General features: G+C 46.4%; 15 protein-coding genes. 8 read left to right on the top strand and 7 right to left on the bottom strand.

Features of this window, described 5'->3' with window-relative positions; translation table 11 throughout:
• Positions 1-56 precede the first annotated feature (56 nt).
• A complete protein-coding gene (locus O8C68_08530; protein MCZ7395848.1) occupies positions 57-359 on the bottom strand; it encodes a hypothetical protein in 303 nt (100 codons plus the stop codon).
• 1 nt (position 360) lies between these two features.
• Positions 361-717, bottom strand: a complete 357-nt coding sequence (locus O8C68_08525; protein MCZ7395847.1) for a hypothetical protein — start codon at positions 715-717, stop codon at positions 361-363.
• A 449-nt stretch (positions 718-1,166) separates the two neighbouring features.
• On the opposite strand from O8C68_08525, the gene O8C68_08520 reads away from it, so the two are divergent.
• From O8C68_08520 to O8C68_08500, 5 genes are read left to right on the top strand one after another with little or no spacing between them, the layout of a single operon-like run.
• The gene (locus O8C68_08520) at positions 1,167-3,389 is read left to right on the top strand and encodes a CDC48 family AAA ATPase (GenBank protein ID MCZ7395846.1); all 2,223 of its coding nucleotides are present in this window, start codon (positions 1,167-1,169) and stop codon (positions 3,387-3,389) included.
• A gap of 18 nt (positions 3,390-3,407) precedes the next feature.
• Positions 3,408-3,671, top strand: a complete 264-nt coding sequence (locus tag O8C68_08515; GenBank protein ID MCZ7395845.1) for a PRC-barrel domain-containing protein — start codon at positions 3,408-3,410, stop codon at positions 3,669-3,671.
• A 28-nt stretch (positions 3,672-3,699) separates the two neighbouring features.
• Positions 3,700-5,070, top strand: coding sequence for a hypothetical protein (locus O8C68_08510; GenBank protein ID MCZ7395844.1), 1,371 nt, complete (start codon positions 3,700-3,702; stop codon positions 5,068-5,070).
• A 21-nt stretch (positions 5,071-5,091) separates the two neighbouring features.
• Positions 5,092-6,183, top strand: a complete 1,092-nt coding sequence (gene ftsZ, locus O8C68_08505) for a cell division protein FtsZ (protein ID MCZ7395843.1) — start codon at positions 5,092-5,094, stop codon at positions 6,181-6,183.
• The gene (locus tag O8C68_08500; protein MCZ7395842.1) at positions 6,173-6,907 is read left to right on the top strand and encodes a 7-carboxy-7-deazaguanine synthase QueE; all 735 of its coding nucleotides are present in this window, start codon (positions 6,173-6,175) and stop codon (positions 6,905-6,907) included. The genes ftsZ (O8C68_08505) and O8C68_08500 overlap by 11 nt, the downstream gene beginning before the upstream one ends.
• Here O8C68_08500 and O8C68_08495 read toward each other — a convergent pair.
• Positions 6,904-7,383: a hypothetical protein gene (locus tag O8C68_08495; protein ID MCZ7395841.1), complete on the bottom strand. Its 480-nt coding sequence runs from the start codon at positions 7,381-7,383 to the stop codon at positions 6,904-6,906. The two genes, O8C68_08500 and O8C68_08495, sit on opposite strands and share 4 nt — an antisense overlap.
• Before the next feature lie 81 nt (positions 7,384-7,464).
• On the opposite strand from O8C68_08495, the gene O8C68_08490 reads away from it, so the two are divergent.
• Together O8C68_08490 and O8C68_08485 are read left to right on the top strand one after the other, a co-directional pair.
• The gene (locus tag O8C68_08490) at positions 7,465-7,899 is read left to right on the top strand and encodes a DUF296 domain-containing protein (protein ID MCZ7395840.1); all 435 of its coding nucleotides are present in this window, start codon (positions 7,465-7,467) and stop codon (positions 7,897-7,899) included.
• 30 nt (positions 7,900-7,929) lie between these two features.
• Positions 7,930-8,223 (top strand): type II toxin-antitoxin system MqsA family antitoxin, encoded by a 294-nt coding sequence (locus O8C68_08485; protein ID MCZ7395839.1) that lies wholly within the window; start codon positions 7,930-7,932, stop codon positions 8,221-8,223.
• Positions 8,224-8,271: 48 nt separating this feature from the next.
• On the opposite strand, the gene O8C68_08480 is transcribed toward O8C68_08485, so the two are convergent.
• Genes O8C68_08480 through O8C68_08470 form a run of 3 tightly spaced genes read right to left on the bottom strand, consistent with a single transcriptional unit; the run spans position 8,272 to position 10,369 of the window.
• On the bottom strand, positions 8,272-8,691 hold the full coding sequence (locus tag O8C68_08480; protein MCZ7395838.1) for a formylmethanofuran dehydrogenase: 420 nt from the start codon (positions 8,689-8,691) through the stop codon (positions 8,272-8,274).
• Positions 8,691-9,902, bottom strand: a complete 1,212-nt coding sequence (locus O8C68_08475) for a formylmethanofuran dehydrogenase subunit B (GenBank protein MCZ7395837.1) — start codon at positions 9,900-9,902, stop codon at positions 8,691-8,693. The genes O8C68_08480 and O8C68_08475 overlap by 1 nt, the downstream gene beginning before the upstream one ends.
• An 8-nt stretch (positions 9,903-9,910) precedes the next feature.
• Positions 9,911-10,369 carry a 4Fe-4S binding protein gene (locus O8C68_08470; protein MCZ7395836.1) on the bottom strand — a complete coding sequence of 153 codons (459 nt, stop codon included), beginning with the start codon at positions 10,367-10,369 and terminating at the stop codon, positions 9,911-9,913.
• Positions 10,370-10,541: 172 nt separating this feature from the next.
• Here O8C68_08470 and ftsZ (O8C68_08465) point away from each other — a divergent pair, with 172 nt between their 5' ends.
• Positions 10,542-11,504: a cell division protein FtsZ gene (gene ftsZ, locus O8C68_08465; protein MCZ7395835.1), complete on the top strand. Its 963-nt coding sequence runs from the start codon at positions 10,542-10,544 to the stop codon at positions 11,502-11,504.
• A 78-nt stretch (positions 11,505-11,582) separates the two neighbouring features.
• Here the strand turns inward: ftsZ (O8C68_08465) and O8C68_08460 are convergent, their stop codons facing one another.
• Entirely contained in the window at positions 11,583-12,680 is a 1,098-nt protein-coding gene (locus O8C68_08460) for a TIGR04013 family B12-binding domain/radical SAM domain-containing protein (GenBank protein MCZ7395834.1), read from the bottom strand.
• Between the last annotated feature and the right edge of the window lie 2 nt (positions 12,681-12,682).

Raw genomic sequence — 12,682 nt, 5'->3', positions numbered from 1 at the left:
CATCCTCTAATTCATCCATAAACTCCTTTATTATTCCTATATTTCTTAGTCTTCTATTAGGGTCTCGCTATGTGTATTGCAATTGTGAGGAACAGCACACCCACAAGTGGAATATGTATATCGCGCCAGTACTTGAATAATCTCTTACCTTTCTTATCCATAAGTCTGTAAAGATACCTGCCGATAAAACCGCTTACCACAACTATTATTATCAAATATGTGCTCAGCGTGCCTGCATTGAATATGTCTGCATACCTGAACTGGAAGGGCAAGCCTGCGTGAAGCAGAACCAGAAGAAGACCAAAAAGACCAAAGTAAGTGTGCAGATCGAGCCAGGTCTTAATCGAACCTGTATGCATGCTACCTCCCCCTTTTGCGAAGGCTGTAGAATTGGGATATTACTACGAAACCTGTGCCGATAATACCTAAAGTATACCTCATAGGATTCATCTGCTGTCTGGGAGTGTGTCTCGTCTGTGCATTTCCCTGGGTGAAATCCACATTTTTATTTCCGTCTGCGGTAGATATTATAGACCCGTGCTCCTGGACTGTAACATTATTATTTCCCATTTCGTTTCCCAACCCATTCTGGGCTGCGTTTATGGCATGGCAGGTGCTACATGAACCACCGTACTGGGGGTATGCAAAAGATTCCGGTATTCCTATTAGAATTACCAGTGTTAACAAAGAGAATACAGCTATGGTTTTCCTATTCATATATCGATCTCTACTTATATTTCGTCACTGGATGAAAGACCATATAAGAATTATCTGAAATTCCTCTGAAAGCAGTTTTAAAATCGCCTGAGAGCAGTTTTGAAAAAATGAAATTAATGCCTACGCTATCTATTTTTATGAATGCCTTGTTTTCGAAGCTTTTGGCGCATAAGAGGTATAAAAGAAAAGTATTAAAGCTATCGTGATTGTAGCTGATCTTTTGAGATACGAGGAATATATCAGCCTATCTTGCCCAGCAACCTGATTACGGATTTTAATTAATTGCACAAATCCCTACCTCGGCGCCCTTTAGCCGTTCCTGGTTTGTCGATGGGTGAAAGGAATCTGCCTGTTATTTTCTTTGGGGTCTATCTGAGCATATATTTTTATCCAGGGGATACAATTAGATAACTGAATAAAATGCATTAAACATCTGAGGGGAAATAATAATGGATGAAATAGAAAGAAAGCAGCTCACTGTTGCAAAGGCATACCCGAACGATGCCGGTAGAGGAATAGCACGCCTTGACCCGCACATATTGATGGTCTTGCAGCTTATACCCGGTGACATCATCGAAATCGAGGGGAAAAAAAGCACATCTGCAAAAGTCTGGCGTGCGGATAGAAATGATTGGGAACAAAATATAATTCGTATTGACGGTTTTATAAGGCAGAATGCCGGCGTCGGTATAGGAGATACCATCAAGATAAGGAAAGCAGATGTCAGACCTGCAGAAAAGGTGGTTCTCGCCCCACCTGAAGGCTCACCGATTGAGTTTAAAGGGGACGTCGAGGAGACGGTAAAACGCCAGCTCCTGAAGCGTCCAATCAGCAAGGGGGATATTATACCGGTAATGAGCACTATGGCTCATCCATTCTTTGGACGTGTGCCAACAGGGCAGGCGATACCCCTGATCGCAATAGAAGCCGAACCTGTGGGTATTATACTGATTACTGATAAGACTGAAATAATACTCAGGGAGAAACCTGTGGTACTGGATGTCACTGGCACGGGAATAACCTATGAGGACATAGGGGGATTGAGTGATGAAATCCAGCGCCTGCGCGAGATGATCGAGCTGCCCATGAAGCACCCTGAAGTATTTGAACGGCTGGGCATCGAGCCGCCCAAGGGTGTGCTGATGTACGGACCTCCCGGAACAGGGAAAACCCTGATAGCCAAGGCTGTTGCAAACGAATCAGGAGCAAATTTCTTTTCCATAGCAGGTCCTGAGATAATGAGCAAGTATTATGGGGAGAGCGAGCAGCGGCTGCGCGAGATATTCGAAGAGGCAAACAAGAATGCTCCGTCCATTATTTTTATAGACGAACTTGACTCCATCGCCCCGAAAAGGGAAGAAGTGACAGGTGAAGTGGAGCGCAGGGTTGTGGCGCAGCTTCTTACAATGATGGATGGGCTGGAAGAAAGAGGGCAGGTGGTGGTGATTGGTGCTACGAACCGCATCGATGCGATTGACCCTGCGCTTCGCCGCCCGGGCAGGTTTGACCGCGAGATAGAAATAGGCGTACCGGACAGGCTTGAAAGGATTGAAATTTTTCAGATTCACACTCGTGGAATGCCGCTTTCCGAAGATGTCAGGCTTGAATACATCTCAGACAGGACGCACGGGTTTGTGGGGGCTGACATCTCAGCACTTGCAAAAGAGGCAGCCATGAAAGCGCTCCGCCGATACCTCCCCCAGATAAAACTTGAGGAGGCTGTCCCGCATGAGTTGCTTGAGAGCATGCAAGTCACAGGCGGCGATTTTGAAGAGGCGCTCAAGGAGGTTGAGCCATCGGCTATGAGGGAGGTGATGGTTGAAATCCCAAGGATTAAATGGGATGATGTGGGCGGTCTTGATGATGTAAAGCAGGAGATAAAAGAAGCTGTGGAATGGCCCCTCAACTATCCTGCGAAATTTGAAAAAATGTGCATCCGCCCCCCAAAGGGCATACTGCTATACGGTCCTCCCGGGACAGGAAAAACGCTGCTTGCCAAGGCAGTTGCAAACGAGAGTTCTGCCAATTTCATAAGCGTCCGCGGTCCGCAGCTCTTATCCAAATGGGTGGGGGAATCTGAAAAGGCAATACGCGAGATATTCAAGAAAGCGCGTCAGGTAGCGCCGTCCATAATTTTCCTGGACGAGCTTGATGCAATCGCTCCCATCCGTGGCACTGAGTTCGGCTCGAAGACCTCGGAACGCGTGATCAATCAGCTGCTCACAGAGCTTGACGGAATAGAGGTGTTGAAGAACGTTGTGGTAATTGCCGCAACCAACAGGCCTGAGATAATCGACCCAGCTCTCATCCGCTCGGGCAGGTTTGACAGGCTGGTTTTTGTAGGACCTCCATCGAGGTCTGGAAGGATTGAGATATTCAAGATTCACCTGAAGAATACGCCGCTTTCCGAGGACGTGAGCATAGAAGAGCTTGCTGACCTTACTGATAATTATGTGGGGTCAGATATGGAATCTTTGTGCAGGGAAGCGGTTATGCTGGCTCTCCGGGAGAATTTCGATACTGAAAAAGTGGAAATGAGGCATTTCAAAGACGCATTGAAGAAAGTCAGACCCGCTCTTGCCGAGGATATGCTGGAATATTATGAGAAGCTGCAGGAGCAGTTTAAGGGCGGGGCAAAGCAGGAACAGAAGTCTTATATAGGTTATAGATAAGAAAAGAATGGGATTTCTATGGCAAAAATACTTGCAAAAAATTTAGCTAATAAGAGGGTAATGCTTACTGATGGCTCGGAATTGGGATTTGCCAGCAACGTGGTTATGGATACCCATACTGGAGATCTGATATATCTGATGGTGAAACCAGCACCCAATGTGGATACTTCAAAATACCAGATACAGAATGGTCATGTTATGATCCCGTTTGGAGCAGTAAGAGCCGCGAAGGATTACACCATAGTGGATAAAAAGCTGATTACAGGCAGCGATATAGATTAAGTTCGTTTAAACATAATACGAAGGCAGTTTGAGCGATGAAACAAAGGTAACAATAGTTTGTTCAACTCTGGATCAGGCAAGCCAGAATATCAAAAAAAGTCTTTTAAATGTCAGAAAATGGGAGCCCGCAGGTCAGGATAGCGCTTATTCGGCTTTTGAATATAAGGATTTCAGGATTGTTGAAATAAGAGAATCACTTATCCATCAGGATGGAATCGACAGGAAATTGCTCTCATGGGGTTTCCCTACAGGTCTCATAATATTTGCATCCAAACACAGAAGCAAAGATGGGCGTGCTATTCTTACAGTCCACTCTACAGGCAACGTAAAGGAAGCGAAATTCGGGGGAAGCGAGAGGAAACTTGCAGCTGCTGCGCCGCAGGCTGTGCGTTCGCTGCTTTGCTCCCTTCGGATGCTGGCTGAGAATGAGGAATATGAGGTAACTCTTGAGTGCACGCATCATGGACCAAGCGACATAAATATCCCGTCTCTTTTCATCGAAATCGGTTCAAACGAAGCGCAGTGGGTGGACGAGGTTGCAGGAAGGATTGCGGCAAGTGCAATACTGATGCTGAAAGACGGGGATTCGCCTGTCGCGATTGGTTTTGGTGGCACGCACTATGCGCCAAGACAAACTGCGCTCATTCTTTCGACAGATATCACTTTCGGGCACATATTCCCCTCTTTTGTGCTTGATGAAATGGATGAGTTCATGGTGCGCCAGGCTTTTTCGAAATCAAGGGCTGACTTTGCGTACTTTGACAGGAAATCTATGAAAGGAGAGCAGCGCGAAAAACTGCGCACCCTGGTAGAAAGTACAGGATACGAGGTGCTCAAAGAGAGCGATATAAAGGACATGGATGGAATACCATGGGAGTTTTGCAGGGCGCTACGCAGACGGGTGAAGGAAATCTGCCCGATGGGCAAGCCCATGATAACAGAAGGCATACGATGCGAAATTTCCTGCTCAACCTGCATATGCCCGAAGGTGAAAATCGCACGGATAAACCCGGCTCTTCTATCAGAAGCAGAAAAACTCGACAGAAACAAGCTGAAGGAATTCCTCTCGAAGCATAACATCGCCTATATCGAATATGAAGATGGCAGGTTAGCTCATGTCGTAATTGGGTTGAATGATCACTGCGCCAGGCTGGCAGCCGAAGAATTGACAAACGAGTGTATAGAAATGCTCAAAAAACATTATGAAATCAGCCTGGATAAAGGAACAATGCAGATAATAGAAAAAAAGTTCAGCCCACAACTTGCAAAATCCATCGGGATAGATGAAGGACCCCTCTATGGACGGCTGGCAAGGGGCGAATCTGTGATTGTGGATGGAAAAACTATAAATCCAGAGATGGTATATGAAATATATAAAAAAACCATTAGATTGGGTTAAGAGATGGACTGAGGAAAAAGCATGGAATCGATTATAAAAGAGGCAATTTCAAGAGCAGGTGAATCTCCAATGCCTGTTCTTGGGGACACAGACGATGAACTTGTAAAAATTTTACAGGAATTAAAGACGAATATCGTGGTCGTAGGATGCGGCGGCTCGGGCTCAAATACAATCCAGAGAATGTCCGAGGAGGGAATAGTTGGGGCAGAATTGTATGCCATTAATACCGATGCCCAGCATCTTCTCCATGTTAAAGTCCCGAGGAAAATCCTTATCGGTCGAAGTAGAACCAGAGGACTGGGCGCAGGAAGTCTTCCGCAGATAGGTCAGGATGCAGCCCAGGAATCCAAGGCTGATATCGAGAAAGCTGTGGATAATGCTGATATGGTTTTTGTGACCTGCGGTCTTGGGGGAGGAACTGGTACAGGAGCCGCGCCGATAGTGGCTGAAATTGCCCGGGATGCCGGAGCTCTGACCATAGCTGTGGTCACGCTTCCCTTCTCGGTTGAAGGCTCGATACGCATGGATAATGCAGAAGCGGGGCTTGAGAGGCTGCGTGATATTGTGGATACGGTCATCGTGGTTCCCAATGATAAGTTGCTCGAAGTTGTACCTCATCTTCCCTTGCAGACGGCTTTTAAGGTATGTGATGAAATTTTAATGCGCTCTGTCAAAGGGATAACTGAACTTATAACAAAGCCAGGTCTAGTTAATCTTGATTTTGCCGATGTGAGGGTGATAATGCAGAAAAGCGGCGTGGCGATGATAGGTCTGGGAGAGGCTGAAGGGGAGAACAAGGCAGTAGAGTCAGTGCAGAAAGCGCTTCGGAGCCCGCTCTTGGATGTGGATGTTTCAGGTGCTACAGGTGCTCTTGTTAATGTTATAGGTGGACCTGATATGACGATAGCCGAAGCAGAAAGCGTGGTGAATGAACTGTATACCCGTGTTGATCCCAAGGCACGGTTGATATGGGGCGCTGTGGTAGATCCTGACCTTGAGAATATTGTAAGGACGATGATAGTTGTAACAGGCGTCAAGTCGCCGCAGATACTTGGAAAGGGCACATCAGGAAATATATCCACTGCAAAATACGGAATTGATTTTGTCAAGTAATGCCCATATAAGTGAGATTTTTAATTCAATCCAGGGCGAAGGGTTGTACGTCGGCACCCGTCAGGTATTTGTGCGGTTTGAGAAATGCCAGCTTCACTGCGCATACTGCGATACGCCGGAATCACGCAATATTTCTCGGTACTGCAGGGTCGAGAAAACCCCCGGGAAAGGGGATTTCTATAATATTGAAAATCCCTTGAATAAGGAACATGCAGAGGAATTAATCCGCAAACTGTGGTCGCCTTCAACCAGACATATAAGCCTGACAGGAGGGGAACCCCTGATTCATGCAGATTTTATTAAGACGCTAAACCTTGAATATCCATTATACCTCGAGACCAATGCAGGGTTCCCGGAGAAAGCCCTGGAATTGAAGGATACGATCGCGATAGCATCGTGCGACATCAAATTGCCGGAACACGATTCCACAGACCATTATGCAGAATTATTGAAGAACGAGCTTGAGACAATCTCTATATTTTACGAAACATCAAAGACCTTTGTGAAAGTAATAGTCCTGCCTGAAACCACCACGCAGTCGATATCCGTTGCTGTCAATGGTGTTGCCTCAATAGACCCGGGTATTCCATTTATACTCCAGCCAGTTACTCAAAAACAGCAGGTATCTTCTAAACTCCTGCTTCGGCTCATGGATTTTGCCGGAAAAAAATTAAAGGATGTGCGTGCTATACCGCAAACGCACACAATGATGGGACTGCTCTAGGACCTTGTTGCTGTTGCAAGAGCAATCACTGTCTGGTTGTCAGCAGTAGGCGAAGCGACTAAAATCATGGCTTTTCCTGTCGCCCAGACTACCGAATAATCCTGTTTCTGCTGTCCTTTTTCTATGTGGATGTCTGTAACCTTCGTTGCATCATGCCCGTTAAAAGAGATTGGCGTGAAGGGACTACCGGATTTAAATTCCTTTTGTATCTGTAACTTGTACGCTGCCAAGAGAGCCTGAGGGTTGTCGCTTTCAATCACCTGAATATAAAAATCTTCGCCGTTGTTCCTATAAACGCCTTCAGTCGCATTTATTGAAGAGCCGCCTATGTATACAGGAATTACATGGGTTCCCATGTAGGTGAAACCAGGAGGTAAATTGGTTTTTGGTATTAAATCCGTGCCTGTGGTCGTGCATCCGGAAATTAGAATAGCCGTGATAAGTAGTAATGGAATCCATATTATTTTTTTTGACATACTGGCTTTTAATATGCTGAAGGCTTAAAAATGTAACGGTGGTATCGCAAGTTTTAAAATTATTGCGGATATATCCTGTTCATGGATTATCGGAAAGGCTCAATAACACGGATATTTGCTGTCAGGGTTGACCACGGCGAGGATGTAATCGATGAACTCTGCGGGCTTGCCCTGAAAGAAGACATAGGCTCAGCTTTTTTTATTATGCTCGGGGCAATGAGCAGTGCAGAGCTGGTGACAGGTCCGAAAGAAAAAGTAGTACCTCCTACCACGGTCTGGTCGGCATTCAATGACGTGCGCGAGATTATCGGCGCAGGCAATATTTTCCTGGAAAAAGGCAAGCCAAAGATTCATCTTCACGGTGCTGCCGGCAGCAGCAAGGGGATGGTTACGGGCTGTTTCAGGAAAAAAGCGCAGGTGTTCATGGTGGTTGAGGTTTTCATAGTGGAGATGGATATTTCAGCGGAAAGGGTGTTTGATGAGAGGATAGGTTTTTCGCCGATAATGTTTAGATAGTTACCTGACTTATTATCCAGATGAGAATTTATGGGAAGCTCACAAGAAACGCAAATGACTCCACAATGCCCTGTCTGTGGAGGACAATTAAAAAAGGATAAAATCCGGGAAGAGGTATGGGTAGAGGGCAAGCTTCTGGTCATTGATAACCTGCCAGCAAAAGTGTGTGTGCATTGTGGTGAGTCCATAGTAGATTATCCCACTATGAAAAAAATCGAGAACATAATTGAAAGATTTAAGCATAAAGAGATCGCCGGCAATAAATTCACAGCATATGAAATAGATGCAAAGGCAGCGGCGCTGGCTAAAAGGAGTATTTGTTGAAGAAATAATCTAATTAAAACGCCCTTATATCGACCTAGCAGGCAGCTTCTATTTTCTGAAAATCCCAATCAAATTTTCAAGCGTCGTAACCTCTTCTTTTACAAGAGAAACCTTTGCAGTGATATTCTTAAACTCAGGAATCCCTTTTCCTCCAGCATCACCCGAAACAAGAGCATTTGACCAGGGGCTGTTCACCATGAATGCTATTCCTCCGGGCTCATCTCTTTTTGTTTCCTTCACCTCCACCACAATGCTGCCCCAATTGTTGTAAACTCTCACTTTGTCTCCAGCTTTCAAGCCCATTTTATTCAGGTCATTTTTACTCATTATAAGGCAAGCTGAGAGTTTCCTGTATTCCTCGCCCAACCTGTCGCATTCAAGCGCCTCAACCTGAAAGATGTCCCGGAAAGTCGTGATTTTGATTTCGTATTCAGGTGATTTCAAAAACTTCCCAACATCAATGCCCATCACAGCGCCTCCATCAATCGTGTCAGAAGTTCCTCATCGCTGGGATAATCTGTCTTGAGAATTTTTGTTAATTCAACCACCTCTCCATCCATCCTTACAGCACTCCCGCCGGATTCCACTCCAGAGACTGCACACGGGATTGTTACGCTCGCTATCCTTGATGTCAGGGTAACGCATGGATCGATGCATATCAGTGGTATATTTGCAAGATGGGAAATTACAGAACGCGGAAGGCTTGACAGCGGGTCTGAACCTATAACAAGCAGCGCATCTATGCATTTATTCCGAAGCGCTTCTACAATAGAATACTTGTTATCATGGGCAGCTTTGCCGTCAAACTTAACGCGGTTAACAAAACCCGTCTCTTTGAACAAAACCTCGTTAAAGCCGCGCATATTGTAATGTCCGACCATGGGCATGATATTGAAATTGGGAAGCATGTCAGCCAGCTTTACCAGAATATCAAAGTCGTCTTTTATCGAATACGTAAGCCCAATACCCACGAAAATCGCCCCGAACTCTGCTTTTTTCAATATGCTTGCAAGTTCAAGCATTTTTTTTGCATCCAGCTTCGGCACTTTTCCTGAAAGTGCGTCCATCAGGGCAAGAATGAACTCCCTGTCGCCTTTTAGCGGTATCCTGTAAAAATGCCCTTTGCATATCTTGGCTGTATTGGATTCACGCACGTCTATGGCTATGGCGATTCTGTCTTCTTCGTACCCGCGCTGGCGGGCTTCACCGCGGGGAAAATACGAGAACCTTGATAGGTGCCGCGGTTCTGAGTCCTGGGCATCAGAACCCCAGTATACAAGCACATCTGCTTTGTTCCTTATGTCAGGAAGTGTGCATGTCCTGAACTTTTTCTGGAGTACCTTTTCAATCAGGATTCCCTGGCAGAATGAGGAGGTATCGTCGATTACCGCATTTAATTTTTTTGCGAGCTGAATCCCTTTTGACTGGGCTTCGCATGTTGAGTTGCTCCAGCCAAAAAGCATGGGCGACTTGGCGTCCTTTAGGATTTCCACCGCTTTCTTGATGCAGCTTTCGATATCAGCCGGTCGTTGGGCGATAGAAGGAGCTAACCTTTTTATGCAACCCCTGATCTTTGCAGCCCCGTGCCTGCATGCATTTTGCGTCTCTTTTATCCTGTTGTTTTCAACTATAACTTCGATATCATCGCATAGCAGCGCGCACCCGGTGCAGGTAACCATAGTGATCACTAAACAAACTCGATTGCGCCTGTGGGGCAGGGGTCTATGCAGGCATAGCAGAGCACCTTGTTCTTTCCAAAGCGCCTGCACTCCTTGATGTTTGAAGCCACCACTTTTCCCTCCACTACTTTGAATATCACTTTATCGTTGGTAGGAGCACGTCCAATGCCTGCACCATGCGGGTCGTTTGCCACATCCACAGGGCATGCAACAACGCAATTACTGCAGCCTGTGCACAGCTCGGGATGTACTATCATGCCCGTCTCCCCTGCACCGGCAGAAGGTAAAAGCAGGGATTCGAGTTTTTCTTTCTGCTTTTTGAAGTTCGCTTCAAGTAAAGGAGTACATTCAGATATGCTCTTCTTCCTTGAGAGCAGCGCAACCGCAAAAGCCATGCATGTGGCTTCGCCGCACAGCTTGCAGTTGGTTCTGGGCAAGAGCTGGTAAAGCTCCATTACGGTGACCATGCGTGGGAATTAGTTTTGTAATGTATAAATGTTATGATTACAAAACGATTTCTGGCAGCTGCTCAAACACGAGTTCCAGTGTCGCGGAGAGAAAGCTAATCGCCATAAACTTTCCATAAACCAAGAGTTATCGAATATATTTATATCAAAGATAATCTATTAAACTTCTCCAATGAGCGCAAAGCTGACAGAGATTATGAAGGCATCAAGACCGACTGTGGCAGTTATCGGTCTTGGAGGCGCAGGATGCAACATTATCACGTATCTTTCGCAGAGGAGCATCGCAGGCGCAAAAACAATTGCGGCTAACACCGATATAAACCACCTTGTTCTACAGAGAGCGGACAAACGCATGCTTATCGGAAAAGAGAGATGCAGGGGTAAGGGATGTGGTGGCTTTCCCGAGGTAGGCGCTGAATGTGCACGTGAAAGCACCAAACAACTCAAAAAAGAACTTAAAGGGTGCAATATCGTGTTCATAGTGGCAGGGCTCGGCGGAGGGACAGGAACCGGGGCTGCTCCTGTCGTCGCGGAGATTTCGCGCAAGCTTGGCGCGCTCACAATCGCATGCCTGACCATGCCCTTTGAGATAGAGTCGCTGAGACGGGAAAACGCTAAAAAAAGTATTCAGGCTCTCTCCGCGCTCTGTGACTCTGTGGTATTGCTTGATAACACCAAACTTCGTAAAGTGGCGGGAAAATTGCCTCTTAAAACAGCTTTTGCTGTTGCAAATACCCTGATCGGCACCTTCATTAAGAGCGTCACGGAAACCATTACACAACCCAGCCTGATGAACCTTGATTTTGCAGACCTCCGGGCAGTACTTGAAAATGGGGGCATATCATCGTTCGGGATCGGGGAAGCAGATGGTCAGGAACGTGTTGAAAAAGCTGTCCAGCAGGCGATAGCTGCTCCCCTGCTTGACATTCCAGACCTGTCTTCTGCCCATGGTTTACTTATACATATCACAGGCGGGCAGGAAATGACGCTTGAAGAAGTTGCAAAAGTGGGAGAATTGATGGCTCAGCACGTTCATTGTAAGCGGATAATCTGGGGCGCAAGTGTGGATGATGCCATGACTGGGCGCATCAGGGTGATGGCATTATTTGCGAGCGTGGGCAACCCTTTTGACTGATACCGGGGTAATTTAACCGAAGATGAGCGCCGATATAGCAGGTGGGTTGAAAGAAACGGATTGAAATAATCTCTGTCTTCATTTTTTAAACCATATGCCAGTCGCTTTTCCATGGAGCGCCAGTTCGCCCATTATTTTTTCCACATGCCTTGATAACGGCGCAGGCGTGAGATTCTCAAGAGGCGTTCCCGGAAGCGGCAGGAAATAATGGGAGTGTATTTTTGCTCCTTTTCCTGTGAGCCATTTTATGAGCCTGAGGGTTTCAAGCTGTTCTTCTTCAGTCTCATATGGCAGCCCGAATATGAAATCCACCACAGGCGTGAAGCCATGCTCAAGGCATTTCTCCGAGCCGATGATAATATCTTCCACAACATGACCGCGTTTAATCCTCGAAAGTACACTCTGGCTTCCCGACTGCCCTCCCATGTTTATCGTGGAATTTGCGCAGTGCTCTGATACAAGTTCAAGCAATCTGTCGGTTATGAATTCCGGGCGCACTTCGGATGGGAATGTGCCAAAAAATATTTTGCCGGGTAAAGCCCGGAGCAGCGCTTCAACTTTTTCAATCCTGGGGTGAATACCGTCGGAGCCGTAGGCAAAGGCGTTTGGGGATGTGAACCTGACATCTCCTAAAAATGCCGCATATTTTGAGATTACATCAATGCTGCGGTGCCTCATTTTGTTTGCGAATAACTGGGGGGTCTGGCAGTAAGCGCAGTTAAACGGGCAGCCGCGGGTGATCTCTATGCTGCTGTGCATAACGCCCGGATCAAAAGGCGGATAGTTGTCCAAAATAACGTTTTTTCTTTTTTCCGTGAAAACAATTCTGTTATTTTTCTTGTACGCAATGCCATTGACCTTTGAAATATCCCCTCCGTTTTGAAGCGCACATACCAATTCAGGCAGCGTCTCCTCTCCCTCTCCGATGACAACGTAATCAAAAAACCCAAGCGTCTCCTCAGGACATGCGGAGGGATGGGGACCGCCTGCTATGAATATAGAACGCGTTTTTAATCGCTCAACCTCCCGAAAAATATAAGGTGCCTGCGGCGTGGCAAAGCTGTAGATCATTATGCCATCAACCGGCTGCAGGACGAGGTTTGCTCCGGGAAGAAGGGGCAGAAGGGCTGCGATGCTTTGCAGGTTTTTCTTGAAATACCTGAAATTAATATTCAAAC

Origin of the sequence: Candidatus Methanoperedens sp. (assembly GCA_027460525.1) — an archaeon.
Taxonomy (GTDB): Archaea; Halobacteriota; Methanosarcinia; order Methanosarcinales; family Methanoperedenaceae; genus Methanoperedens.
The sequence above is the reverse complement of the archived record's forward strand: the minus strand, read 5'-3'. Positions and strand labels throughout refer to the sequence as shown.

Bases quoted from the DNA above. Each gene is read 5' to 3' on its own strand.
- O8C68_08520 (MCZ7395846.1), top strand. From the start codon at position 1,167: ATGGATGAAATAGAAAGAAAGCAGCTCACTGTTGCAAAGGCATACCCG.
- ftsZ (MCZ7395835.1), top strand. From the start codon at position 10,542: ATGAGCGCAAAGCTGACAGAGATTATGAAGGCATCAAGACCGACTGTG.
- O8C68_08530 (MCZ7395848.1), bottom strand. From the start codon at position 359: ATGCATACAGGTTCGATTAAGACCTGGCTCGATCTGCACACTTACTTT.
- O8C68_08480 (MCZ7395838.1), bottom strand. From the start codon at position 8,691: ATGGGCATTGATGTTGGGAAGTTTTTGAAATCACCTGAATACGAAATC.
- O8C68_08470 (MCZ7395836.1), bottom strand. From the start codon at position 10,369: ATGGTCACCGTAATGGAGCTTTACCAGCTCTTGCCCAGAACCAACTGC.
- O8C68_08475 (MCZ7395837.1), bottom strand. From the start codon at position 9,902: ATGGTTACCTGCACCGGGTGCGCGCTGCTATGCGATGATATCGAAGTT.
- ftsZ (MCZ7395843.1), top strand. From the start codon at position 5,092: ATGGAATCGATTATAAAAGAGGCAATTTCAAGAGCAGGTGAATCTCCA.
- O8C68_08525 (MCZ7395847.1), bottom strand. From the start codon at position 717: ATGAATAGGAAAACCATAGCTGTATTCTCTTTGTTAACACTGGTAATT.
- O8C68_08515 (MCZ7395845.1), top strand. From the start codon at position 3,408: ATGGCAAAAATACTTGCAAAAAATTTAGCTAATAAGAGGGTAATGCTT.
- O8C68_08490 (MCZ7395840.1), top strand. From the start codon at position 7,465: ATGGATTATCGGAAAGGCTCAATAACACGGATATTTGCTGTCAGGGTT.
- O8C68_08495 (MCZ7395841.1), bottom strand. From the start codon at position 7,383: ATGTCAAAAAAAATAATATGGATTCCATTACTACTTATCACGGCTATT.
- O8C68_08485 (MCZ7395839.1), top strand. From the start codon at position 7,930: ATGGGAAGCTCACAAGAAACGCAAATGACTCCACAATGCCCTGTCTGT.